Origin of the sequence: Microbacterium sp. LKL04 (assembly GCF_900102005.1) — a bacterium.
In the GTDB taxonomy this organism is placed as follows: domain Bacteria; phylum Actinomycetota; class Actinomycetes; order Actinomycetales; family Microbacteriaceae; genus Microbacterium.
Window position 1 is genome coordinate 110918 of record NZ_LT627736.1, and the last position, 24083, is coordinate 135000.

Below are 24083 nucleotides of genomic sequence, written 5' to 3' on the forward strand. Positions count from 1 at the left end.
ATGAAGAAGACCCTGCAGTTCGCCGCCCTGGCGGGCGGCGCTGCCCTGATCCTCGCCGGCTGCGCGTCCGCAGAGCAGCCGGCATCCGACCCCGCTGACAGCGCCGCGCAGACCGCACCTGCTGGGCCCCGTGTCGCGGTCGCCTATGAGGGCGGCGTGCTCGTCCTCGGCGGCGACGACTACGAGAACCTCGGCGAATTCGACTCCGAGGACTTCATCCGCCTGAACTCCGCCGGCGACGGTCGCCACGTGATGGTCACCACGTCGAAGGGCTTCCAGATGCTCGACGTGCAACAGCCCGAGCTCACCGACCTCGTCGTTCCTGCCGCTGCCGCGGGTCACGTCGTGTCGCACGCGGGCAGGACCGTTCTGTACGACGACGCGACGAGCGACACGACGATCTTCGACTCCGCCGAACTGGCGAAGGCCACGGATGCGCTTCCGGAGGCCGAGGTCATCCCCGGCGTCACCGCTCACCACGGCGTCTCGGTCGAGCTCGAGGACGGCACCATGGTCACGACCGTCGGCGACGAGTCGGGGCGCACCGGCATCCGCGTCCTCGACGAGGACCGCAACGAGATCGCGTCGAACGACGAGTGCCCCGGCGTCCACGGCGAGGGGACTGCGAAGGAGGAGACCCTCGTGTTCGGCTGCGAGAACGGCGCGCTCGTCGTGAAGAACGGCGAGATCACCAAGCTCACCTCGCCCGACGAGTACGGCCGCATGGGCAATGCCTACGTCTCCGAGAACAGCCCGCTGGTGGTCATGGACTACAAGGACGATCCGGATGCCGAGGGGTACCTCCTGCGCAACATCACCCTGATCGACACCGAGGCGAACACCCTCGAGAAAGTCGCGCTGCCCGACGGTGTCGAGTACACCTACCGGGGTGTCGGTCGCGGTCCGGACGCCGAGGCGGTCCTGATCGGGACCGACGGCAAGCTGCACTCGATCGACCCGGCCACGGGTGAGGTCGTCTCGTCCCTGTCCGTCGTCGACCCGTGGGAGGGCCCGGCCGAGTGGCAGGACCCGCACCCGTCGGTCAAGGTCGCGGGCGACTTCGCGTACGTCACCGACCCAGCCGACAGTGAGATCGTCGTCGTCGACCTGACGAGCGACGAGATCGCGAAGACCGTCAAGCTCGACCACGTCCCGAACGAGATCGCCGTCGTCGGCTGACACCCCCGCACGTCGTCGAGCCGACGCGAAGTGCTGTCTCCCTGCTTTCGGGAGCGCACTTCGCGTCGGCTCGCGGTGCGTGACGGCTACTCGCCGGGGCGGAGGGTGGCCGTGCCGGCGGAGACCTGGGCGTCGATGGTGCGGCCGGCGCTCGTCGAGGTCTGCAGGCGGTTGTCGAACGTCCCGACGGAGACGTCGGACGTCACGCGGTAGGCCTCGTCGGGGAGCGATGCCAGGAGGGTGCCCGCGCTGACGTCCACACGGACGGCGTCGAGGGAGTCGCCGCGGAGGTCGGCAGTGATCTGACCCGCGCCGATCGTCAGGTTCGCGCGCTGCGCGCCGTCGATCGTGACGTCGGCATCGCCCGCGCTGACATCGACCGACACATCGTCGGCGGTGCCCGTCACGGTGGCGTCACCCGCACCGACCGAGACGTCGAGGCGGCCGTACGTCCCGTCGGCCGTGATCGATCCCGCGGCGACGTCGAAGTCGGCAGCCAGCTTCTCGTCCGCCATCGCCGCGGGGAGGGTCAGCGTGGCCCGGTTCTCCGTCGGATCGAAGCCCACCTGCAGTGCCCACCACGGGCGCGAGTTCGAGAGCGAGAGGGTCTCGCCGCGTCGTTCGAGCGTCCAGTCGCGGTTCCCGTCGACGGTGAGGATCGCCTCGTCGACGTCGGCGTACTCGACCACGAGGTGGCCGGCCGAGACGTCGAGCGACAGGCCCGTGACCCCCGCCGCGTCGGCCGTGCGGCCGCCCTCGCCGCGATCGGTGGCCGCCCAGGCGATCGAGCCGACGCCCGAGACGAGCGTGCCGAGGAGAAGCAGGCCGCCGACGCTCATCGCGATGATCGACACGATCTGGGCGGACGAGCGGGTGGGCTGTCGCGGCGGTTGCTGCTCCGGCGAGGCGGGAGCCGTCGGCGGGGGAGTGAGGTCGATGCTCATCGGAGTGTTCCGTTCTGATCGGGATGCCCGGTGGCGGGCGGTGTGCCGTGTTCGAGGTGGACGAGTGCCGCGAGCACCCGTCGGTTGCCGTGCTCGTCCTGTTCGAGGCCGAGCTTCTGGAAGAGCGAGGTGATGTACTTCTCGACGCTCGCCTCCGAGACGAAGAGGGCGGCGGCGATCGCTGCGTTGCTCTTCCCCTCGGCGATGAGCGCGAGGACGGAGCGCTCCCGGTCGGTGAGGCGCGACATCCGCTCGTCCCGTGCCCGGCGCGTCAGCAGCTGGGCGACGACCTCGGGGTCGAGGACCGTGGCGCCCGCGGCGATCCGATCGATCGAGTCGAGGAAGTCCCTCACGTCGGCCACGCGATCCTTCAGCAGGTATCCGAGGGCCGCGTTCTGGCCGGTGATGAGGTCGCTCGCATAGCGCTCCTCGACGTACTGACTGAGCACCAGCACGGGGAGGGCGGGATGCTGCGCCCGCAGCGTCAGCGCGGCCCGGATGCCCTCGTCGGTGAACGTCGGCGGCAGTCGGACGTCGAGGACGCAGAGCTCCGGCGCCGTCTCGGTGACCGTCTCGACGATGCCGTCGGCGTGGGGGAGGGCGGCGACCACGGTGTGACCGGCGTCCTCGAGCACGCGGACCAGGCCCTCGCGCAGGAGCGTCGAGTCCTCGCAGATCAGGATGCGCACGGGACCGTCACCTCCAGTGCGGTCGGCCCGCCGGTCGGGCTGTCGAGCGTCGCGGTGCCGCCGGCGGCGAGCACCCGGTTCAGGATCCCGTCGAGACCGCCGCCGGGGAGCACGCGGGCTCCGCCGATGCCGTTGTCCTCGACGCGCGCCCAGATGAAGCGGCCGGCCTGGGCGTCACCGCGGCTTCGGACCACGACGCGCACCTCGGTGGCGCGGGCGTGTTTGGCGGCGTTCGTGAGCGACTCGGCGATGACGAAGTACACCGCCGCCTCCGACGTCGCGCTGCAGCGTTCGTCGAGACGGACGTCGAGGGCGACGGGGACGTGGGACCGTGCCGCGAGGGCTGAGAGGGCGGCATCCAGTCCCCGGTCGTCGAGGACGGAGGCGTGGATGCCGCGGGCAAGCTGGCGGAGCTCGGTGATGGCGGCCTTCGTCGAGGTGTGCGCCTCGTCGATCAGTTCCTTCGCGGCGACCGGGTCGGAGTCGATCTTCTGCTGCGCGAGCCCCAAGGTCATGCCGACCGAGACGAGCCGCGGCTGGACGCCGTCGTGCAGGTCGCGTTCGATGCGGGTGCGCTCGACCTCGCTGGCCCGCACCGCGCCGGCCCGCTGCGCTCCGGCGGTCCGCGCCTGCTCGGCGAGGACGGCCTCGCGCGACGGGACGAGGATCGACCGGGTGAGCAGGTCGTCGAGGAGCGAGATGCCGAACAGGATGCCGAGGCTCACGAGGACCGCGAGGATGCCGCCGGCAACCGCCCAGCCGCCCGTGACCGGGATGCCGAGAACCGGTACCCGCCCGCCTGCGGCGCCGCCGAGAGGCGAGACGGCGAGGCCGATCCCGGTGACGACGGCGGACGTGGCGCCGATGACGATCCAGCCGAGCACGGCGGCGATCGCGAAGCTGCCGATGCCGCGCCACATCGCCCCGTCGATGAACTGGAGCCACAGTGTGCGGAGGAATCCGCGGAAGCCCGGCTCGCCGCTCGTGCGGATCGTCAGCGGCGGGATTCCGTGCCCGTACAGCCCTTCGGCGCGCTCGTGCTCGAGCCAGGCGCCGGCCCACACGAGGTAGACAGCGGCGATCATCAGGGGGATGCCGATGCCGAACACGAGCGCGAGTCCGACACCGGTGCCGAAGAGGGTGAGGACGGTGGTCAGGATGCCGATGCCCACCAGGGCGACGGCGGCGAGCTGCGCGAGCGCGCCGAGGCGCCGCAGCGGCCGCAGCCGTCGGGGCGGCGAGGAGGTGTCGGAAGTCATGTCACCCACGCTAGGGGCGGGGTCCGCCCCTCACATCGGGGCCGACCGGAGACCTCGTTTCGGGTTATCCCCCAGCCTGAGCGACGCCGTCGGAGACGCCGCGCGCGTAGGTCTACGACTTCGCCCGATGACGAACACGAGCTTCGAGAGGTTCTTGACGCCGCGCTCTTGGAAGCCGAGCAGCAACCCATTACCGCCGATATCGCTGAGTCCACCGGAGGCGGGGGTGTTGTCTTTGGCGATGATTCTGCGAAGGTCACCGTTCTGGGACAGGTTTTGGGCGTGGACGACGGAGCCCTGGAAGGACTTCAGCGCCAGTGTCCGCGGACGGCGGCGTGGTCCTCGACGACGGGACATACGTGCGGACCGGCGACGAAGTCGATCTCGCGTTGCAGGTGAACGCCGATGACTCCTCCGTGCGTGCACTGACGGTGATCAAAGGACCGGACGCGCCAGAGGAGTTTGTCTACGAGCTGGATCTTGTGGATGGCGCGGAGGCGATACTCAATGCGGATGGCAGCGTCGACATAACACAGGCCATCGAGGGCGGGTCGGAGCCTTTCGTCGTGGGCGGCTTTGAGGCGCCGTGGGCCGTTGATGCGACAGGAACCGAGGTCGCTACGCGGTACGAACTCCGCGGAAGCGCACTGGTGCAGATCGTAGATCACCGAAGTGCGGACGTCGCATATCCCGTGGTCGCGGACCCGTTCTGGATTCCGATCATCATCGTCGCGCTCAAGGCTGCAGCTCACGTGACGGTGAAGGTAGGCAGCCGGACAGTCCGGTACGTACCCGCTGCTGCGTCCACGGTGACGAATGCTCTGAAGAATTTCACAACGCTCCAGCTCCGAGCGGGTGCGCACACGTTCAAGTTGGATAAAGCTGGAATCCGTCACATTCTGACGCGCCACCACCCCAAGTATTGGGACGGCTCTACCAAGGCAACGCAAACGTTCTTCAACCCGAACATGAGCGTTGCGGATGTCAAGGCACTCGTTCATGTGGCTATGAAGCAGTGGCCCAATACGCTCAAGTCCAAGGGAACTGGTTCGACGTTCACCTTGAGCGGAAGTGCCGAGGGAGTGAAATACACGATGACGATTCAGAACGGCCGTGTTGTCCAGTTCTACCCACGTTGAGGATCGATCAATGAGCTCCATCAGTTCTGACTCGTCGGCTTCGGCAGTTGCGAGCAACTCGTTCATCCTCATCCCTCACACGGTGACGGACCTTCAGGACTTCACAGAGAACCACCCGACCTATCTAGTGAGCGTGTATGAGGAGCCCGAAAGAGCGGCGTCGTTGTGGCGGGAGCGTCTCCGGCGGAACCCCTACGGTGACGAAGGTTACGTTGCTCTGGAGCACTACGGCCGCGATCTGATCGCCGGGGACCTGTGGGATCACGTCGGGGGCGTCTGGTCGAACTTGGTCGCCGCGATCGGAAGCTTCCTCGAGGACGGTTCAGCGGAAACGAGCTTCCCCGGGCAACCCGCGCCCATCCTGCTCCGACGGGTTCGTGGGTCCACACTGCTCACGATCAACACGGAAACATCGGTCGTCGATCCGGCAACCTTCTTTCCCGGCGTGCTCAACGAAGCTGAACGGTACTTCAAGTGGGTGGCCGGAAACATCGGCGAGAACGTCAGCGGGCCGCTTCAGGAAATCGCTCGTATTCGTGAAGGGCTGCGCGACTCGCCGTGGCGCACCGGGGCGTAACGTGAGGGGATGGTCACCATCCCCACCGTCTCGCTGAACGACGGCACCGCGTTCCCCCAGCTCGGTCTCGGCACCTACAACCTGCGCGGTGAGGAGGGCACGCAGTCGATCGTCGCGGCGATCGAGGGCGGCTACCGGCTGCTCGACTCGGCGGTCAACTACGAGAACGAGCGCGAGGTCGGCGAGGCCGTCCGGCGAAGCGGCATCCGCGACGACCTGATCGTGACGACGAAGGTCCCCGGCCGCGACCACGGCTACGACGAGACGCGTCGCAGCGCCGAGGGTTCGCTCGAGCGCCTCGGGCTCGATCGCCTCGACCTGTACCTCATCCACTGGCCCAACCCGAGCGTCGACAAGTACGTCGACACCTACCGCGCGATGGTCGACCTGCGGAAGGAGGGACGCGTCGGATCGGTCGGCGTCTCGAACTTCACCGAGCCGATGCTCGCCCGGATCATCGAGGCGACCGGCGTCGTTCCCGCGGTGAACCAGGTCGAGCTGCACCCCTACTTCCCCCAGGCGCACCTGCGCGCGTTCCACGCCTCGCAGGGCATCCGCACCGAGAGCTGGAGCCCCCTCGCGCGGCGGTCCGAGCTCCTGAGCGAGCAGGTCGTAACGGATGCCGCCGCCGCCCACGGCGTCACGCCCACCCAGGTCGTGCTCCGCTGGCACGTGCAGCTGGGGACCACCCCGATCCCGAAGTCCGCCGACCCCACCCGCCAGGCCGAGAACGCCGACGTGTTCGGCTTCTCGCTAACCGACGACGAGATCGCGGCGATTTCCGCCCTCGAGCGCGGCCGGCTGTGGGACGGCGACCCCGAAACCCACGAGGAGATGTAAAGGGCGTCGCCCCGCCGGAAGCGGCGCAACCTCCGCTCTGTCCGCCGAACGGCCTACAGACGCCACCTCGCGCCCCGCGTTAGCGTTCGCGTGCGGCGTGGCGCTCCGACTGATCACTCGGTATGTCTGGGGGAAATGAGGATGGTGACAAGCACACGGTTCGTCATGGGGCCGTGGCCGCGGTGGTGGCGAGGGCTGGTCGTGGCCGTATGAGGCGGGGCGTCATCGTGATGGGCACCGTGATGCTGGCGGCCCTCATGGGGTGCACGGCGGCCGAGGTGCGCCCGAGCGAATCTCAGCCGATGAGGGTCGGCCTCGAGGACACGTCCGGCTCTCCAGAACCGAATTGGGTGACGGGCGTCTCGTGGTGGACGAAGAGTGAGCCGAGGACCGTCTTCGGGGTTGATGTGTGCATGGTGGACGGTGCCGAGGCGAAGATCATCGCCGTCGAGCCCGTTGAGAAGGTGGGAAGCGTCATCGATTTGACGCCGCTCGTGCTATCCGCCCCATCACCAGCGGGCGGCGTGATATCTGCAACGGGATATCCGCCCCCGATGTCAGACGACGTGACCTTCGTCGCTGCCAAGGGGGCACAGTTCACCTATGCGTGCGGCTCACGGGGAGGGGTGCAACAGATCGTCATCGGACTCGAGGCCACCGGGCCTGAGGGCGGTGGGTGGAAGGGGATCTCTGTTCGCTACTCCGTGGGTGGTGCGCCGCACGAGCTCGTGGTGCCTCTGAATGCGTTGATGTGCGGAACGGACACCGAACCCTGCGGACGGCCTTAGCACTCCTCGTCCTTCTCGTTCATGGGGCACCCCTTCGAGCGCTGAGCAATCAGGGGTCGTTGGCAGCGGTGACCGACGGCGCTAACGTTCGATGCATCGCGGACGGCATCGGGGGATGAGCATGCGGGAACAGTCAGTAGGGCTGCCGGGCGGTGCCGCCGCGATCGTGGCGGCACCCGTCGTCCTCGGGTACGTACTCGCCGCGGTGTCGACGGCGCTCGCCATCGGCTTCGCTGTACGGATGCCGCGGCCCCGGCGTCCGCGACCACCGATCCGCGCGCTGGCCGGATTGGTCGTCGTGGCCAGCGCCACCCTCTTTGCGGGGTGCTCCGCGGCACCCGTGGAAAGTGCGACGTCGGTGGTCGATTACGAGAGGTAGGAGTCGGTGGAGGCGCTGCGGTCCGAGGCCGATCTGATCGTCGAGGTCGAGCTCAGCGGACCGCGCAACGACGTCCTCATGCCGGAGTACAGCGGCGTTGACCCCAGGCTGAACCCCTTCGCCGGCACGGACGAGACGCCGGTTCCCGGGAACGGGGCCCTTGCGATCACGGTGTACGAAGCATCGGTGATCGCCGTCCACGACGGTGACGCAGAGGTGGGGGACTCCATCGACGTCGCGCAGATGGGTGGGACCCTCGACGGTGTCCACTACGCCTTTGCGAACGTCGCCTCTCTGACCGCGGGAGTACCGACCCTGCTCTTCCTCGAGACCCCTCCCGACGCGCCTGCCTTCATCGTCGGCGAGGATCAGGGGGCCTTCGAGCTCGACGGCGACACGTACAGGTCGCTCGGCGACGGCGGTCTGTCGCTGTCGCGGGCGGAGGCGCACGCGCTCGGCTGACCAGTAGGAGGCGGCTGCGGCATCCATCTTTCGGATGCCGCAGCCGCCTGGGTCTAGTCGCCCTTCACGTTGACGAGCTGGCGCAGCGTGTGGCGGATCTCGACGAGATCACCGGCGTCGGACATCACCCGGTCGATCGGCTTGTAGGCCTGCGGGATCTCGTCGATGAACGCGTCCGTGTCCCGGAACTCGATGCCCGTCATGGCCTCCCGCAGCTGCTCGTGCGTGAAGGTGCGCCGCGCCGCCGACCGCGAGTACTCGCGACCAGCGCCGTGCGGGGAGGAGTTGAGCGAGAGCGGGTTGCCGAGTCCCGAGACGACGTACGACGCCGTGCCCATCGATCCCGGGATGAGACCGGGCCGACCCTTGTCCGCCTGGATGGCGCCCTTCCTCGACACCCACACCTCCTTGCCGAAGTGCTTCTCGCGCTCGGTGAAGTTGTGGTGACAGTTGATCCGCTCCTGCTCGATCACGTCCTCGCCCATCGTCTCGGACAGCTGCCGGGCGACCCGCTCCATCATCTCCTCACGGTTCAGCAGCGCGAAGTGCTGCGCCCACCTCAGCTGCCGGATGTACGACCAGAACTCGTCCGTGCCCTCCGCCAGGTAGGCGAGGTCCCGATCGGGCAGGTCGATCCACCACTGCGTCGCGAGCCGCTGCGCCACGCCGATGTGGTGGGTGGCGATCTTGTTGCCCACGCCCCGCGAACCGGAGTGGAGGAACATCCAGACCGCGTCGGCCTCGTCAACCGAGATCTCGATGAAGTGGTTGCCCGACCCGAGCGAGCCGAGCTGGTTCCGCCAGTGACCCGCGTATGACGCCGGGTCGAAGTCGTTCTTGGCCGCGAGCTCCTCCAGCTCGGCGATGCGCGGCTCAGCGGTCAGGACGATGGTCCGGTTGTCATGGCCCGCCGACAGCGGGACCGCCCGCTCGATCTGCTGCCGGAGCGTCGTCAGGTCACGAGAGACGAGCTGCGCCTTGGTGAACTGCGTGCGGACGGCGATCATGCCGCATCCGATGTCGACGCCGACGGCCGCCGGCATGATGGCCCCCAGCGTCGGGATGACCGAGCCGACGGTCGCCCCCTTGCCGAGGTGCGCATCCGGCATGAGCGCCAGATGGGGGTGGATGAACGGCATGCGGGACGAGGTGCGAGCCTGTTCGACGGTCTTCTCGTCGATGATGCTCGCCCACGACAGCAGCCTGTTCGAGAGCTTCTCCATGGTTCCTTTCCTTCGTGGAGGGCCCGGGAGCCTTCGTGCGGAGAGGAACACACGAGACGACGCCCCGGACCTGTGCGGTGCGGGGCGTCGGACGGTGATGGCGTCAGACGGCGCGCGCCGGAGGGTACGGCTCGTAGCGGAACGGGACCTTGGTCTCGTTCCGCTGGAGCAGATCACGCTGCTGCGTGGTCATGGCGTCCTCCGGGTTCTCGCCGTGCCGGTCGGCACAGCCTTGCTACGTTAGCGGCCCGGGCGTGTCGCGTCAAAGGTCGATCGTGCGCATGCCTGCGTCGTGTGGCAGGGTGGCCGCATGGGTGGACTCGTCGGCTGGCATCTCCTGATCATCCTCGGAGTGGTCCTGATGATCGCGTTGATCGTCTGGGGGATCTACTGGGTCGTGCGGCTGGCCGCGCGCCACGGAAGCGAGGATGCCGCCGACCGTCGCTCCCGCGTGGGGTAGAGCTCAGGCGAGGTAGCCCCACCAGCCGACGCAGCACATCGAGCCCGAGCAGCGAGGGTGCGGCGGGATTCGGTTCGAGGTCGAGCACCGGCCGCTCGATCACGAGGTCGCCGATGCGCAGCTCACGCGCGGTGACGCGCTCCGTCGACCCGGCCCGGGAGAAGACCCCGCCGCCGCCCGGGTCCTGCGGTGTCAGCCGCTCGAGCCCGGCCGTGAGCGGACCGTCGACGAGGCCGCTGCGCGCGCCGCCGGTGTCGACGATGAGGCTGTGGATCGTGCCGTCGATCTCGGCCACCACCCGCACCGCGATCGCGTCGGGCAGGTCCGGATCGGCATCGAGGTCGAGCGGGATGACGGTGCTCACGGCATCACCTTAATGACCGCTCAGAGCGACTGCAGCAGCGCCCGCATCCGGCGGAGCACCTCGTCGAGGTGATCGGTCAGAGAGGCGCCCGCGGGCTCGGATGCCCATGCCTCCAGTGCTGCCTGCAGGGCTTCGACGGTGACTCCGGCGATCGCCGCCGCCGTCGCCTCGTCCTCGCCGCGACGGCGGAAGCCCTCCCGGATGGCGTCCCGCAGATCCGCCTGCTTGCGCAGGTCCCGTTCGCGCAGCGCCGGCTCGGACGCGATCACCCGACGGGCGAAGCGCATCTCGGCACGCCGGGGCTCGAAACGCTCGCGCGCCAGCACCCGGAGACCGTCGATCACTACCTGCATCGGCTGCGCGTCCCGCGTCGCCTCGGCGATCATGCGGGTCGCGCGCTGCGGGATCTCGTCGTCGTCGAAGAAGACCTCGCGCTTGTCGCTGAAGTGGCGGAAGAACGTGCGACGCGTCACACCGGCCCGGTCGACGATGTCGGGCACGGTGGTCGCCGCGTAACCGCGCTCCTCGAAGAGCGAGAGCGCCGCCGCTCTCAGTCGTTCCCGGGTGTCCGGTGCCCATCTGGCCATCCGGACAGCATAGTGACGACACCCTGTGTCATGCGAGGTACAGTGATGACACCACGTGACATCACGACCGGAGGAACCGACATGCCCCGACACCACGCCGCCGCCGTCCTCGCAACGCCCCGCGCGCGTCTTTCCGTCGAGCGGATGCCGACGCCCGACCCGGCGCCACGCGAGGTCGTCGTGCGCGTCCGCGCCGTCGCGATCAACCCGATCGACTGGGTCATCCAGGGCACGGGATCGGTCACCTACCGGTGGCTGCGTATGCCGGCGGTACTCGGCTCCGACGTCGCCGGCGAGGTGGTCGCCATCGGCTCCGAGGTCACGCGGTTCCGCATCGGCGATCGCGTCTTCGGGCTGGCGACGGGGACGGACCGCGGTCGCGACTCCCGGCGCGAGGGCTCGTTCCAGGAGTACACGACGCTCCTGGAACATCTCACCGCCCCGATCCCGGACGGCATCTCGCACGTGGAGGCATCCGTCCTTCCCCTCGGGGTCTCCACCGCCGCGTGCGCGCTGTTCCAGCCGCGCCACCTCGGACTGGCGATCCACGACCCCGCCGACGCGCGTCCTCGCGACCGCGGGGTCGTCGTCGTGTGGGGCGGGTCGACGAGCGTCGGCATGAACGCGATCCAGCTCGCCCGCGCGGCCGGATACGACGTGGTCGGTACGGCGTCGCCGCGCAACGCCGACCTCGTACGGTCGCTGGGTGCCGACGTCGTCGTCGACCACGGTTCCCCCGGCGCCGTCGATGATCTCGTGGCGGGGATCGGCGGTCGCACCGTCGTCGGTGCCGTGGCCCTCGGCGAGACATCGACCGCCGGATGCCTCGGGGTGCTGCGCCGGACAGGCGGTTCGGTGCTCGCGATGGCGAGCATGCCCGTCTCGCTCGTTGAGCTCGCCGGGCGCCGCCGGCTCTTCCCGGCGATGCTGCCCGTGTTCTCGCGCCTGGGGCTGAGGACGCTTCTGCTGAACGCTCGCGCGCGTCGCGCCGGCATCCGAGCCGCCTTCATCTGGGGGACGAGCCTGCGCGACGACGAGGTCGGACGACGGCTGTGGGGGCGGCTGCTGCCGGAGTGGCTGGCGGACGGCACCGTCCGTCCGTTGCCCGAGGCGGTCGTGGCCGGCGACGGGGTGGGTGCGATACAGGAGGCGCTGGATCGTCAGCGCGCGGGGGTCTCTGCTCGGAAGATCGTCGTGACCCTCTGAACCGGAGCGGATCGCCCGGCGATCACACCGGGATCTCGACGAGGCGGAACCAGCGGCCGGTCGGCTGCAGCCGGGCGAGAACCGGAAGGAAGTGCGGGTCGCTGACGTGACCGTCGAACTCGACGCCGACAACGCCACGGCTCGACAGGACATCGAGCGAGCGGAGGATGCAGGCTTCGACGAGGCGCTCGCCGTCGGGGGCCGCGGCATCCGACGTCTCCGCCGTCAGCAACGGGGTCTCGCCGTCGAGGTAGACGAGGGCGAGCGCGAGGACCCGACCGGTCGCATCCACCACGACGGAGGATGCCTCGGTGTCGATCTCGTCCCACAGGTCCTCGTTGAGCGCGTCGGCGAACGCGGGCCCGACGGGGCTCCACGACGCATGCGTCCACTCGTAGATCCGGGCGTTGGTGGCCTCGATCACCGCGCGGTCGACGGCACCGACGGCGATTGCGGCCGGGCCTGCGCGCAGCGCGGTCCGCGCCGCCGTCGTCGTCTGTGCAGGCGGAACGACCTGGATCGTCCGTGCGCCGAGCGCGTCGGCGAAGGCGAGCCCCGGATCGTCCACATACCCGCGTGTCATGAGGGCGAGCGGCGCTGCGCGGAGCGACGTGAGGTGCTGCACCATCGCCGTCCCGATCCCACGGCGGCGATGCGCGGGGTCGACCACCACGTTCACCCAGTAGCGGTCACCGTGCACGCGGCTCGTCCACATCAACCCGACCGCGACGATCCCATCGGTTTCCGCGACCACGGCCCGGGTGTGCTCGCCTCGCCACAGATCCGGTCGGAGCTCGTGTCCGGCCGTCCAGGCGGGAGTTGATGTCAGATCGCTCTCACGCAGTGGTCCGATGTTCACGGGAGGATCCTTCCGGGCGTCCGGGTCAGAGCTGGGCGCCGTCGTCGTCACGATCGTAGATGCCCTGATTCCGCCCGCGGCGCGACTCGTAGGCGATGAGCCACCCGATCGAGATCGCCGCCGCCAGGACGAGGCCGACCCATACGTTCTGCAGGATCAACCCGAACACGATGCCGCCGGCGAACAGCAGAACCGTGCCGAGGATCCAGAACCCGCGTCCCCGCTGTCGCTGCACCATGCGGCCAGCCTACGGTTCCCGTCGCCCGGCGCTCGCGCATCGGACCGCAGACGGTTACCGTGACGCGCATGAGGCTCATTCGTCCGGAGCTGGCCGACCATGTCGTCCACGCCGGCGTCGACCGGCCGGGTGCGGAGCGCCCGGTGCTCCTGTGGCATCACGGCTCCCCGCAGACCGGTGCCGTCCTGCCGCCCGTGGCCGCGATGGCGGATGCCGCAGGTTTCGACGTCGTCTCCATCGCCCGCCCGGCGTACGGGGGAGCGCCCCGCCTGCCCGGGCGAAGCGTCCGTGACGCTGCTGCACGGGTCGCCGACGTGTTGGACATCCTCGACCTTCGGGACGTCGTGTCGGTGGGAGCCTCCGGGGGCGGACCCCATGCGCTCGGCGTCGCCGCGCTCTCACCCGGGCGCGTCGCCGGCGTCGTCACCCTTGCGTCGATCGCCCCGTTCCGTCCCGGCGACGCGTCGTGGTTCTCGGGCATGGCCGATCCGTCGGGTCTTCGATCCGCCACCGCGGGGATCGCGTCGCGCACGGCTCACCTCGACGTCGAGGAGTTCGATCCGACCAGCTTCGTCGAGGCGGACTACCGCGCGCTCGAGGAGACATGGGCGTCGCTGGGCGAGGACGTCGCGGCATCCGCACAGTGGGGGTCGGACGGATTGGTCGACGACGACGTCGCCTTCACCCGGCCGTGGGGGTTCGCGCTCGCCGACGTCGTCGCCCCGGTGGTGGTCCTGCAGGGCGAGCTCGATCGCGTCATCCCGCCGTCGCATGCGACCGCGATCGCCGGCGGCATCCCTCAGGCGACGCTGCTGCGGATCCCTGACGTCGGACACATCGCGGTCCTCGACCATTTGCCCGCCGCACTCGCTGCGCTCCAGCGGATCTGACGGTCAGCGGCCCCGGTGGTCCTCCGGGGCGAGGCGGGGACCGCGTCGCGGTTCGACGACGCCGCTCGCCCAGATGAGGCGGATGACCCGCTGCCGCTGTCCCTTCCACGGCTCGAGGAGCTCCCGCATCCCGTCGTCGTCGACGCGTGAGCCCGTCAGTGCGTAGCCGACCTGATGGGCGACGTGATAGTCGCCGAAGCTGACCGCGTCGGGGTCGCCGAACGCGCGGATGCGCGTCTCGGCGCTCGTCCAGACCCCCACGCCCGGCAGGCTCGTGAAGACCCGATCACGGTCATCACCGGTCGTCGCGGCCACGGCCGCCCGCTCGATCGAGGCACGGCGACGCGCGGCGTCGACGATCGTGCGCGACTGCGGCGGTTCGAGGCCGGCGCGGTGCCACGACCAGCTCGGGATCATCCGCCAGTCCGCTGGCGGCGCGTACATCGGCCGCGGTGTCGGGCCGGGCGCGGCGTCGCCGCAGTGGGTCAGGATCCAGCGCCACGCGCCGAAGGCCTGGAGCCCGGTCACCTTCTGCTCGAAGACGCTGCTGACGAGCGCGTCGAACACGAGGTCGGTCGCCCCGATCCGCAGGTCGGGCCGGCGGTGGTGGGTCGCCGCGATGAGCGGATGCCGAGACGCGTCGAATTCGCCTGGGTCGTCGTCCGCGCCGCAGAGGCGCGGCAGCTGGTCCAACGTCCATGCCGCACCCGGTCCCCAGGCGGCGGCCCGGACCGTCCGCAGTCCCGGCCGGATCGCGATCGTCGCGACGCCCTCGGGAGTGCGGGTCGCCCGCCAGATGACGCCGTCCGCCGTCGTTTGCGAGGGATCGTGCGCGCCGCGCTGCTGATACCGGATCGCGCCCGCGACATCGGTCGGGACCTTCGGGCGGTACTCCGCCTCGAGGGGCTTCAGGTGCCGGGACGGCGACGGATGCGGCATCCGTTCACGCAGTCCCGATCTCATGCCGACACCCTACGTCCGGGTGCCGACAGGCGGCTGATCAGAAGCGGTCGGGCGAGGGGGTGCCGTGGCCGTAGCGGATGACGACGTCGGCGTGCCGGTCGAAGCGGTAGCCGATGCCGCGGACCGTGCGGACGATGTCCTCGTAGCGGCCGAGCTTGGAGCGCAGGCGTCGGACGTGGACGTCGATCGTGCGCTCGCCGGGAGCGTCGTCACCGTCGGCGTGGCTCCACAGGGAGGAGACGAGCTCGGTGCGCTCGATCGTGCTGCCCTCGCGCAGCACGAGGTACTGCAGCAGTTCGAACTCCTTGAAGGTGAGCGACGCCGTCTCGCCGTCGATGTGCACACGGCGACGGGAGATGTCGATCGTGACACCACCGGGCACGTGCTCGTCGAGCGGTTCCTCGGGCTTGGTGCGCGCCACCGCGGCGGGCTCGTGGAGGGCGAGTCGGACGACGTCGACGTCGCGGCCGCCGGCGCCGACGGGGGCGAGCGCGACGGTGGCGTGGGTCTCGGCGGACGGGGCGAGCTCGGCGATCGTGCGGCGGAGCGCGTCGACGATGACCGAGAGGCTGACACCGTCAGCGGCTGCCTTCAGCTCGTCGAGACCGACGTAGAGGGCGAATCCGCGGGGGGCGGTGCCGGCGGGGAGTCCCTTGGGAGCGGGGCGCTCCGTCACCGGCGGGGTGGCGATGTCCTCAACGGCGCGGAGGTGACGGGGGGCGGCGGGGGCGGAGAGGAGAGCGGAGGTCGACATGGCGATGTCCTTCGAAGGGGGAACCCGGAGCGGGACGCGGGTTCGAGAGTGTTGCGCGGGTGGCCTCACAGGGGCCGATGTGCGAGAAACCGGCATCCGCGTTGTGGGCGGGGGGCTGGAGTCTCGGGGGTCGATCGCCGCGTTCAGAAGCGGTGGAGCGACCCGGCGGGGATCACCGTGTCAGCGACACATTCGGCAACACATGACAGCACGCTGCGGCATCATGATGCCGGCAGTTCCGTTCGCCTCCCGGGCGGACAGAGTGCGTGCGAAGTCAGTCATGTGGCCGATTATGACGAACCGCGTCGGGATGTGTCAAACCGCCCGTGCCCGGCGCGCTCCGGATGACGGAATGTGACAGATTGCTCAATCCGACGCAGATCGCGTGCGACACCCGGCGACCGGCGTACCGTGAACGCATGAGTGAGCTGATCTTCACCGACGAGAAGGATGCCGCCCGGTACAGCCTGCACCGCGGCAAGGATCTCGTCAGCATCCTCGATTACAACGACGACGGCACGACGATCGCGCTGACCCGTGCGTACACGATCCCCACGTTCCGCGGCTCGGGCTACGCGGGAGAGCTGGTGCGGCGTGTGGTGTCGGACCTCGAGCGCCGCGGTGACCGGCGCGTGATCCCCGTCTGCTGGTACGTCGCCGACTGGTTCGACGCGAACCCCGGCCACGAGTCCCTGCTGAAGGAGCGTCGGACGGCCTAGGCCTCGCCGGGTCTCGGATCGCGGATCCGCCACCCTAGATTCTCGAGCGCGCCGCGCAAGCGGTCGGCGGCAGCTCGAGCGACCGCCGTGGACTCGTCGGAGCAGACGTCGATCGCCAGCGGCGGGGGGTCGGCGAACTTCGGGATCTGGACTTCCGCCCACGCGCCGGGAGACAGGCTGACGCGCGGGTACGCGGTGCGCGCATGCTCGACGACGCCGTCGCACGCGAACGCGATCGTCTCCAGCGCGTCGGGTTTGGTGATCGGCAGATCTACGACGAGGGTCACCACGAACGGTCCGCTCGCCGTGTCCCGATCGTGTCCCGACATCCCGTTCCCTTCGTCCGTCCTCCTCGTTCGTAGTCGTGCCGGACCGATGCGGTCAAGCCCGTAGGTCGGCCGTCGCCCGCGGGACACCATGAGGAGACGACCACGATGAGGAGACGACCATGGATCACGACGCCGACGACCGGATGAGCGATGCCGCACCCGCGGGTGGATGGTCGGAGCAGGATGCTCCCGTCGCCGCTTCCGGTGCCGTAACGAACGAGCAGAAGGAAGCCGAGGACGACGCTGACCGCGGACGCGGTGAGGGCGCTCCGATGCCGGATGCCGCGCCCGACCCGTTCGTCGAGAGCGCCGAGATCCAGCAGGGCCTCGACCCCGATGTGCTCACGGACGAGCAGGCGGATCGCCGCGCCGAGTGAGTCCCCTGGTGGACGCGGACGCGCGGGCGTACCGTGACGGCCATGTGCCGCAACATCGTTCCGCTCCACAACTTCGAGCCAGCGGCGACGGATGCCGAATGCCACGACGCCGCCCTGCAGTTCGTCCGCAAGATCAGCGGGATGAACAAACCGTCGCAGGCCAACACCGAGGCGTTCGAGCGCGCCGTCGAGGAGATCGCCGCCGCGACGCGACGACTGCTCGACGACCTCGTGTCGACGATTCCCCCGAAGGATCGCGATGAGGAGGCGGAGAAGCGTCGCGCCCGGTCCGCGGACCGCTACGAGGCCCTCCGGGAGTTTCAGGATCGGAAGAAGGCGGAGCGCGCCGCGGCATCCTGACATCGCCCTCGTCCGCCGGGCTGCCGGTAGCGTGGGACGGTCATGACATCGCCTGTAACAGCCAGCATCCCCCTGTCCTCCTCGCAGCGCTGGCGGGCGTTCTGGGTCTGCGTGTCGGTCGCGGCGTTCACGATCCTCGACCTCAGCAAGGTCAACGTCGGGCTCCCGGCGATCGAGACGTCGCTCGGTGCGACCTCGACCCAGCTGCAGCTCGTGGTCTCGGGGTACATCCTCACCTTCGGTCTCGCGCTCGTCCCGTTCGGCCGCCTCGGCGATCAGCGGTCGCGCAAGGCCCTCTTCATCGTCGGCCTCAGCCTCTTCACCCTCACGAGCGCCGCGTGCGCCCTCGCGCCGAGCATCGAAGTGCTCATGGCGGCCCGACTCGTGCAGGGCATCGCGGCCGGCATCCAGATGCCGCAGGTCATGGGCACGATCCAGCAGCTGTTCACGGGCAAGGAGCGCGGCCGCGCGTTCGGCCTGTTCGGCGCGACGATCGGCATCGCCACGGCGTTCGGACCCACCCTCGGCGGTCTCATGATCGCGATCGGCGGGGAGACCGACGGGTGGCGCGGCATCTTCTGGTTCAACGTGCCGCTGTGCCTCCTCGTCCTCGCCGGGGTCATCTGGCTGCTGCCGCAGACCCGCGCCGCGAGCGGCAAGCGACTGCAGCTCGATCCCGTCGGCATCGTCCTGTTCGCGTTCACGGTCATCTCGTTGATGTGGCCGTTCCTGTTCACGACCGGCTCACCCGATGACGACCCCAACCGCTGGTGGCTGCTGACCGCGTTCGTCCTGTTCGCGACGCTGTTCTTCTGGTGGGAGCGGCGGTACGCGGCATCCGGCCGGCAGCCCCTCATCCCGTTCCGGATGTTCCGCATTCCCTCGTATCGCAACGGCACATTCGTCGTGGTGGCCTACTTCACCGCGATCCCGCCGATGTTCCTGCTGGGGACCCTGTTCCTCCAGATCGGTGTGGGCCTCGAGCCGGTCTTCGCGGGCATGGTCTCGATCGGCTTCGCCGTCGCCAGCGCTTTCTCGTCGTACTACGGCGGATTGCTCGTCAATCGGTTCGGTCGCCAGCTGGTGACCATCGGGCTGCTGACCGTCCTCGTCAGCGTCGTGGCGCTCACGATCGTCGCGTACACGATGCCGCCCGAGACGGTCGCCTACGGCATGGCTGCCGCTCTCCTGGTCGCAGGAGCCGGCGGCGGTCTCGTCGTCTCGCCGAATCAGACCCTCACCCTGTCCGAGATCCCGGTCCGTGAGGGCGGACTCGCGGGGTCGGTCGGCCAGCTCGGCCAGCGCGTGGGGACCGCCGTCGGTACCGCCATCGGGCTGTCCCTGTTCTACGCGACGATCTACCGCGAATCGGATGCCGGACTGGAATCCCTCGCGATCTTCCACGACGCATACGCGTACGGCATGGCCGCGGTCGGGCTCTTCCTGGCGATCGCGACGTTCATCTCGGTCATGGATCTGATCAATCTGCGCCGTCGCGGAGCAATGGCACCGACCGCCGAGTGACGCCCGCGCGGCACGCCTCGACGGCGATGTCGGAGCCTCGATCTACCGTGTGAGCATGCGTATCCTGCACACCTCCGACTGGCACATCGGGCGGACCTTCCACGGTCACTCCACGCTCGATGCGCTCCGCGGTGTGCTGGATGGACTGATCGCGCAGGTCCGTGAGCACCGCGTCGACGTCGTGATCGTGGCGGGTGACGTGTTCGACTCCGCAACCCCGGCCGCCGCCTGCTACACGCTCCTGTCCGACGCGCTCCGCGGCATCGCAGACGCGGGCGCGCGCGTCGTGGTCACGAGTGGCAACCACGACTCCGCGGCGCGGCTCGGGTTCCAGGCAGGGCTGCTGCGCGACGGCATCCACGTCCTGACCGATCCGGATGCCGTGGGTACTCCGCTCACGATCGACGACGCCCATGGGCCCGTCCACTTCTACGGCATCCCCTACCTCGAGCCGGCGCTCCTGCGGCACCGGTGGGAGGGAGTGCGCACCCAGGCGGCCGTCCTCGGGCGTGCCATGGATCTCGTCCGCGCCGATCTCGCCGAGCGGGGCGGCCGCTCGGTGGCGATCGCGCACTGCTTCGCCGCGGGCGTCGAGCCGACACCGCACCTCGAGCGCGACATCCAGCAGGGCGGCCTCGACGTCGTGCCGCTGTCGACCTTCGACGGTGTCGACTACATGGCGCTCGGGCACATCCACGGACGGCAGCGTCTGTCCGAGAGCGTCCGTTACGCCGGCGCGCCCCTGCACTACAGCTTCGGCGAGGGTGACAAGCCGCGCGGATCGTGGCTCATCGAGCTGGATGCCGACGGCCTCGCCGCCGTCGAGTGGCTCGCCCTGCCGGTGCCCCGTCGCCTCGTGACGCTCCGTGGTCCGTTCGCCGAGATCCTGTCGGACGAGGCGCTCGCCGTCCATGCGGAGGCGTGGGTGTGCGTCGAGTACACCGATGACCTTCCCGAGGCTGACCCTCTCCGCCGGCTGCAGCAGCGGTTCCCCTTCTGCGCGAAGGTCCTGCACGCCCCGGCGACCATCCGCGCCGGCGACACGGCGACCTATCTCGAGCGCGTTCGCGCCGCGCGCTCCGACCGCGAGCTCGTCGATGCCTTCCTCGTCCACGTGCGCGAGGGGCAGGGGGCGACGGAGCGCGAGGCGGACCTCATCGACGACGTACTCGACGACCGGGTGCGCCAGGAGGCCCTCGCGTGAAGCTCCACCGGCTCGAGGTGACGGGGTTCGGTCCGTTCCGCGAGCGGCAGATCGTCGACTTCGACGCCTTCGACGACGACGGTCTCTTCCTGATCTCGGGTCGTACGGGTGCGGGCAAGTCGAGCATCCTGGACGGCGTCAGCTTCGCCCTGTACGGCTCGGTGCCGCGCTACGAGGGCGGCGACCGGCGGCTGCGCAGCGACCACAGTTTCCTCACCGACCCGACCGAGGTGCGCCTCGAGTTCACCGTCGGGGGCACCCGCTGGCGGGTGACCCGCGCGCCCGAGTACGAGCGGCCCGCCAAACGCGGCGGCGGTCTGACCCTCGAACCGGCGCGCGCCGAGCTCGAGGAGTGGGTCGACGACCGATGGGTCGGCCGTGCCGCCAAGCAGCGCGAGGTCGGGATCGCCCTCGACGAGGTGCTCGGGCTCAGCGCGCAGCAGTTCCAGCAGGTCATCCTGCTCGCACAGAACAAGTTCTCGCGCTTCCTGCTCGCGGCCAACGCGGAACGTCAGCAGCTGCTCCGCACCCTCTTCGGGACCAAGCGCTTCGAGGGCTACAAGGACGCTCTCGACGAACGCCGGCGCGACGCGCAGAAACGGCTCGACGAGAACGGCGCACGGGTACGCGCGCTGCTCGAGGTCGCCGAGCGCGAGATCTCGACGCACGACCTCCACGGAGCGGATACCGGCGAGGCTCCTCTCGACGCGGACGTCCTCGGACGGAAGGAAGCCGTCGAGCGAGCCCTCGCGCGAGCAGAGTACCGCGTCGATGCGCGCGGCAACGAGCGAGCAGTCGCGACGGCTCGGGCCGAGGCAGCGACGGCGGAGCACCGGCGGCTCGTCCAGATCGCGGAGCGTCTCGCCGACCTCCAGCGAGCCCGCACCGACCTCGCCGCGCGTGAGTCCGAGAGATCCGAGATCGACGCTCTCCGAGAGCGCCTCTACCGGGCACGGGCCGCCGAGGCGCTGCGTGCTCCCGTCGAGAACGCCGCGCGAGCCGCTGATGCCCTGGCCGCGGCACAGGCGGATCATCGAGACGCGGAGGAGGCCTGGACCGCCGCGGGGGGTTCGCCCGACGACGACATTCCCGCGACGATCGAGGGACTCACGACCCGTATCGCACGCGCCCAGGCCGCCGCCGAGGCGGAACGGGATGCTGCCGCGCTGGGCGACGCTCAGCAGCTGCGCCGCGACGAGCTGGCCCGCCTCGACGAGGCGCTCCGCGACCTCGATGCCGTCCTCGGGGCCGTGCCCGAGCGGCGCCGGCTCGCGGCGCTCCAGCTGGCAGAAGCCCGCACCGTCGCCGGGCGACACGACGACCTCGCCGCCTCGCGCACCGATCTCGCCGCTCGACTCGACGCCGCCCGGTCTCTCGAACGGCTGAGCCCCCGCGCCGCCGAGGCCGAAGCGGCGTACGCGGACGCCAATGCACTCTCCGCGGCGGCATCCGCGCACGTCGGCGAGGTGCTCCGCCGGCGCCTGCGCGGCTATGCGGGTGAACTCGCGGCATCCCTCGTCGACGGCGAACCCTGCGCTGTCTGCGGATCCACGGCCCACCCTCGTCCGGCGGTCCACGACGGTGAACCCGTGACGGACGACGACCTCGCCGCCGCGGAGAAGGCGCGTGACGATGCCGCCGTGGCCGAGAAGGATGCCGCCCGGGCAGCGGCCGCCGCGCGGGAAGCCGTCACGGCGGCCGCGGCCGCGGCGGGCGGTCGGGATGCCGACGAACTGGCTGACGCCGTGGCCGACCTCGACGATAGGATCACGTCCGCCGCCGCCGCGCGCTCCCGCGTCGACGAGCTGAGTCGCGATGCCGAGCAGATCGACGAGCTCGAAGCCGACGCGCTCCGCGAGGCCGCAGCCGTGCGCGAGCGCGCAGGTGCCGTCCGCGAGGAGCTCGCGACGGTCGACGGGGCGCTGCAGACCGCCCGCCGAGCTGTCGAGGCGGCGCGTGGTGAGCACGAGAGCGTCGCCGCGCGCATCGCCGCCGATGAGAAGCTCCGCCGGCTCGCCGCGGCGCTGCTCGACGCTCGCCGGAGCGAGCAGACCCGTCGGGAGGCGGCGGACGCGGCGGACGGTGACCGGGACGCACGCATCGCGGGCACCATGTTCGCGTCGCCTGCCGACGTCCTCGCCGCGCTCCTGCCGGCCGACGAGACGGATCGACTCGTGCGTCGCGTCGAGGAGCACGCAGCCGCGCTCACCGCCGCCCGAGCGCGCGCGCTCGAACTCGAACTCGAGACCGTCGATCAGACGGCCGAGCCCGAGACCGTCTCGGCCGCTGCGCGCGAGGCAGCCGAGGCCGACGACGCCCGGTCCGCCGCGATCGCCGCCGAGGCCGACGCCGTGAACCTCGCGACGGGCCTGCGCGACCTCGTCACGCGCATCGACGCTGCCGCGGGTGCCGTCGCGACGCAGGCCGAGGAGGCCGCCGCGATCACGCGTCTCGCCGACACCGTCGCGGGCAGGGCTCCCAACACGATGAAGATGGACCTCGAGACCTTCGTCCTCGCCGCGGAGCTCGAAGAGATCGTCGCCGCCGCGAACCTGCGGCTGGCAGAGATGTCGTCGGGTCGCTACACCCTGCGCCACTCCGATGCGAAGCAGGCTCGGGGCGCGGCATCCGGCTTGTCGATCGAGGTCCTCGACGCGCACACGGGACGGCTCCGCTCACCGCAGTCGCTCTCGGGCGGCGAGTCCTTCCTGGCCTCGCTCGCGCTCGCCCTGGGGCTCGCCGAAGTCGTCACGTCCCGGGCAGGCGGCATCCGTCTCGACACGCTGTTCATCGACGAGGGGTTCGGTTCCCTCGACCCCGAGACACTGGAACTCGCCATGCGCACCCTCGACGAATTGCGCGCCGGCGGTCGGATCGTGGGCGTCATCAGTCACGTCGAGGCGATGAAGGAGCAGATCCCCGCTCAGCTCGTCGTCGAGGCGACACCGGAAGGGCCGAGCATCGTCCGGCAGGACGTCATGACCCAGCCCTTAGGCTGAAGACATGAAAAAGGGCACGATCTGGACCATCCTCGGCGTCATCGCCGCCGTGATCATCGCGTGGATCGTCGTCGACATCGCGCTCAAGGTGGTCTTCTTCTTCGGGAAGATCCTCATCGTCGCCGTCGTGGCGCTGATCGTGTTCTTCGTGCTGCGTTCGCTGTTCAGCCGCCGCGACGCCTGATCGATCCCGTGGGCGTCAGACGCCGTAGAGCTCGGTGATCCGCTCGCGCAGCTGACCGCTGCAGATCGCGACCGCGTCCCGCCAGTCGGTGATCGCGTCATCCTGCGCGCTGTCGGAGACCGCCTTCAGGATGCGGATCGGCACACCGAACTGCTGCGCCACCCAGATGTAGGCGTAGGCCTCCATGTCGACGAGCGTGCCGCCGAGGGCCCGGATCGCTTCCACGGTCTGCGCGTCGTCGACGAAGTGGTCGCCCGTCGCGATGGTCGTGCCCTCGCGGCCTGCGATCGACACCGTCGGCGGCAGCGAGACGTGCTGGCCTGCGACGCCGTCGACGTCCGACACATCGTGCTGCAGTGCGGTGGTCACGTCGTGCACACCCACCGTGCCGGCATCCACCGATCCGGCGGTCCCGACGACGACGATCTCGTCGTAGCTCGCGCGGTCGAGCGCGCGCGTCAGGGCATACGTGGCCTGCAGCTTGCCGGGCCCGGTGACGAGCCGGTCGAAACCGGGGAGCTCCTCGGGGAAGGCGACGAGTTCGGAATCCAGAGCGGCGACGAGGAGCTTCACCGAACCATCATCCC

28 protein-coding genes are annotated in these 24083 nt (G+C 69.9%); 16 read left to right on the top strand and 12 right to left on the bottom strand.

Annotation, left to right across the window (positions count from 1 at the left end; genetic code table 11):
* Positions 1-1179, top strand: coding sequence for a zinc metallochaperone AztD (gene aztD / locus BLP38_RS00545; RefSeq protein WP_091351724.1), 1179 nt, complete (start codon positions 1-3; stop codon positions 1177-1179).
* Between the two features lie 86 nt (positions 1180-1265).
* Here aztD and BLP38_RS00550 read toward each other — a convergent pair whose 3' ends face one another.
* From BLP38_RS00550 to BLP38_RS00560, 3 genes are read right to left on the bottom strand one after another with little or no spacing between them, the layout of a single operon-like run.
* A complete protein-coding gene (locus tag BLP38_RS00550; RefSeq protein WP_091351725.1) occupies positions 1266-2123 on the bottom strand; it encodes a hypothetical protein in 858 nt (285 codons plus the stop codon).
* On the bottom strand, positions 2120-2812 hold the full coding sequence (locus BLP38_RS00555) for a LuxR C-terminal-related transcriptional regulator (protein WP_065571487.1): 693 nt from the start codon (positions 2810-2812) through the stop codon (positions 2120-2122). The genes BLP38_RS00550 and BLP38_RS00555 overlap by 4 nt, the downstream gene beginning before the upstream one ends.
* Complete coding sequence (locus tag BLP38_RS00560) at positions 2800-4071, bottom strand: sensor histidine kinase (protein ID WP_091351726.1); 1272 nt, start codon at positions 4069-4071, stop codon at positions 2800-2802. Before BLP38_RS00560 ends, BLP38_RS00555 begins: the two co-directional genes overlap by 13 nt.
* A gap of 335 nt (positions 4072-4406) precedes the next feature.
* Between BLP38_RS00560 and BLP38_RS00565 the strand changes: the two genes are divergently transcribed.
* The 6 genes from BLP38_RS00565 to BLP38_RS00590 all read left to right on the top strand — a co-directional run bounded on the left by BLP38_RS00565 (position 4407) and on the right by BLP38_RS00590 (position 8256).
* The gene (locus BLP38_RS00565; protein WP_157681059.1) at positions 4407-5210 is read left to right on the top strand and encodes a hypothetical protein; all 804 of its coding nucleotides are present in this window, start codon (positions 4407-4409) and stop codon (positions 5208-5210) included.
* Between the two features lie 10 nt (positions 5211-5220).
* On the top strand, positions 5221-5787 hold the full coding sequence (locus tag BLP38_RS00570) for a hypothetical protein (protein ID WP_091351728.1): 567 nt from the start codon (positions 5221-5223) through the stop codon (positions 5785-5787).
* A gap of 9 nt (positions 5788-5796) precedes the next feature.
* On the top strand, positions 5797-6627 hold the full coding sequence (locus BLP38_RS00575) for an aldo/keto reductase (RefSeq protein ID WP_091351729.1): 831 nt from the start codon (positions 5797-5799) through the stop codon (positions 6625-6627).
* Between the two features lie 173 nt (positions 6628-6800).
* Positions 6801-7415, top strand: coding sequence for a hypothetical protein (locus BLP38_RS00580; protein ID WP_091351730.1), 615 nt, complete (start codon positions 6801-6803; stop codon positions 7413-7415).
* A 115-nt stretch (positions 7416-7530) separates the two neighbouring features.
* Positions 7531-7794, top strand: coding sequence for a hypothetical protein (locus tag BLP38_RS00585; RefSeq protein WP_091351731.1), 264 nt, complete (start codon positions 7531-7533; stop codon positions 7792-7794).
* Positions 7795-7800: 6 nt separating this feature from the next.
* On the top strand, positions 7801-8256 hold the full coding sequence (locus tag BLP38_RS00590) for a hypothetical protein (protein WP_091351732.1): 456 nt from the start codon (positions 7801-7803) through the stop codon (positions 8254-8256).
* A gap of 53 nt (positions 8257-8309) precedes the next feature.
* On the opposite strand, the gene BLP38_RS00595 is transcribed toward BLP38_RS00590, so the two are convergent.
* From BLP38_RS00595 to BLP38_RS00605, 3 genes are all read right to left on the bottom strand, one after another.
* A complete protein-coding gene (locus BLP38_RS00595) occupies positions 8310-9479 on the bottom strand; it encodes an RtcB family protein (RefSeq protein ID WP_091351733.1) in 1170 nt (389 codons plus the stop codon).
* A 341-nt stretch (positions 9480-9820) separates the two neighbouring features.
* Positions 9821-10303, bottom strand: coding sequence for a retroviral-like aspartic protease family protein (locus BLP38_RS00600; RefSeq protein WP_231916532.1), 483 nt, complete (start codon positions 10301-10303; stop codon positions 9821-9823).
* Positions 10304-10323: 20 nt separating this feature from the next.
* A complete protein-coding gene (locus BLP38_RS00605; protein ID WP_091351734.1) occupies positions 10324-10890 on the bottom strand; it encodes a TetR family transcriptional regulator in 567 nt (188 codons plus the stop codon).
* Between the two features lie 81 nt (positions 10891-10971).
* On the opposite strand from BLP38_RS00605, the gene BLP38_RS00610 reads away from it, so the two are divergent.
* The gene (locus BLP38_RS00610; protein ID WP_172824630.1) at positions 10972-12096 is read left to right on the top strand and encodes a zinc-binding alcohol dehydrogenase family protein; all 1125 of its coding nucleotides are present in this window, start codon (positions 10972-10974) and stop codon (positions 12094-12096) included.
* A 22-nt stretch (positions 12097-12118) separates the two neighbouring features.
* Here the strand turns inward: BLP38_RS00610 and BLP38_RS00615 are convergent, their stop codons facing one another.
* Both BLP38_RS00615 and BLP38_RS00620 read right to left on the bottom strand, forming a co-directional pair.
* The gene (locus BLP38_RS00615; RefSeq protein WP_231916533.1) at positions 12119-12850 is read right to left on the bottom strand and encodes a GNAT family N-acetyltransferase; all 732 of its coding nucleotides are present in this window, start codon (positions 12848-12850) and stop codon (positions 12119-12121) included.
* Between the two features lie 130 nt (positions 12851-12980).
* On the bottom strand, positions 12981-13193 hold the full coding sequence (locus BLP38_RS00620) for a hypothetical protein (RefSeq protein WP_091351737.1): 213 nt from the start codon (positions 13191-13193) through the stop codon (positions 12981-12983).
* A 68-nt stretch (positions 13194-13261) separates the two neighbouring features.
* On the opposite strand from BLP38_RS00620, the gene BLP38_RS00625 reads away from it, so the two are divergent.
* Positions 13262-14083, top strand: coding sequence for an alpha/beta hydrolase (locus tag BLP38_RS00625; RefSeq protein ID WP_091351738.1), 822 nt, complete (start codon positions 13262-13264; stop codon positions 14081-14083).
* A 3-nt stretch (positions 14084-14086) separates the two neighbouring features.
* Here BLP38_RS00625 and BLP38_RS00630 read toward each other — a convergent pair whose 3' ends face one another.
* The gene (locus tag BLP38_RS00630) at positions 14087-15046 is read right to left on the bottom strand and encodes a DNA-3-methyladenine glycosylase family protein (RefSeq protein ID WP_231916534.1); all 960 of its coding nucleotides are present in this window, start codon (positions 15044-15046) and stop codon (positions 14087-14089) included.
* Between the two features lie 37 nt (positions 15047-15083).
* Entirely contained in the window at positions 15084-15800 is a 717-nt protein-coding gene (locus BLP38_RS00635; protein ID WP_091351740.1) for a winged helix-turn-helix domain-containing protein, read from the bottom strand.
* 419 nt (positions 15801-16219) lie between these two features.
* Between BLP38_RS00635 and BLP38_RS00640 the strand changes: the two genes are divergently transcribed.
* Positions 16220-16519, top strand: coding sequence for a GNAT family N-acetyltransferase (locus tag BLP38_RS00640; protein ID WP_018186822.1), 300 nt, complete (start codon positions 16220-16222; stop codon positions 16517-16519).
* Here BLP38_RS00640 and BLP38_RS00645 read toward each other — a convergent pair.
* Complete coding sequence (locus tag BLP38_RS00645; protein WP_091351741.1) at positions 16516-16848, bottom strand: hypothetical protein; 333 nt, start codon at positions 16846-16848, stop codon at positions 16516-16518. The two genes, BLP38_RS00640 and BLP38_RS00645, sit on opposite strands and share 4 nt — an antisense overlap.
* Positions 16849-16967: 119 nt before the next feature.
* Here BLP38_RS00645 and BLP38_RS00650 point away from each other — a divergent pair, with 119 nt between their 5' ends.
* From BLP38_RS00650 to BLP38_RS00675, 6 genes are read left to right on the top strand one after another with little or no spacing between them, the layout of a single operon-like run.
* Entirely contained in the window at positions 16968-17225 is a 258-nt protein-coding gene (locus BLP38_RS00650) for a hypothetical protein (RefSeq protein WP_091351742.1), read from the top strand.
* Between the two features lie 42 nt (positions 17226-17267).
* On the top strand, positions 17268-17585 hold the full coding sequence (locus BLP38_RS00655) for a DUF2277 domain-containing protein (RefSeq protein ID WP_091351743.1): 318 nt from the start codon (positions 17268-17270) through the stop codon (positions 17583-17585).
* 42 nt (positions 17586-17627) lie between these two features.
* Positions 17628-19109, top strand: a complete 1482-nt coding sequence (locus BLP38_RS00660) for an MFS transporter (protein WP_172824632.1) — start codon at positions 17628-17630, stop codon at positions 19107-19109.
* Between the two features lie 55 nt (positions 19110-19164).
* Entirely contained in the window at positions 19165-20313 is a 1149-nt protein-coding gene (locus BLP38_RS00665; RefSeq protein WP_091359373.1) for an exonuclease SbcCD subunit D, read from the top strand.
* Positions 20310-23312, top strand: coding sequence for an AAA family ATPase (locus BLP38_RS00670; RefSeq protein ID WP_091351745.1), 3003 nt, complete (start codon positions 20310-20312; stop codon positions 23310-23312). The genes BLP38_RS00665 and BLP38_RS00670 overlap by 4 nt, the downstream gene beginning before the upstream one ends.
* A 4-nt stretch (positions 23313-23316) precedes the next feature.
* Positions 23317-23496: a hypothetical protein gene (locus tag BLP38_RS00675; RefSeq protein WP_091351746.1), complete on the top strand. Its 180-nt coding sequence runs from the start codon at positions 23317-23319 to the stop codon at positions 23494-23496.
* Positions 23497-23511: 15 nt separating this feature from the next.
* On the opposite strand, the gene BLP38_RS00680 is transcribed toward BLP38_RS00675, so the two are convergent.
* Positions 23512-24069, bottom strand: coding sequence for a nucleosidase (locus BLP38_RS00680; RefSeq protein WP_091351747.1), 558 nt, complete (start codon positions 24067-24069; stop codon positions 23512-23514).
* Positions 24070-24083 lie beyond the last annotated feature (14 nt).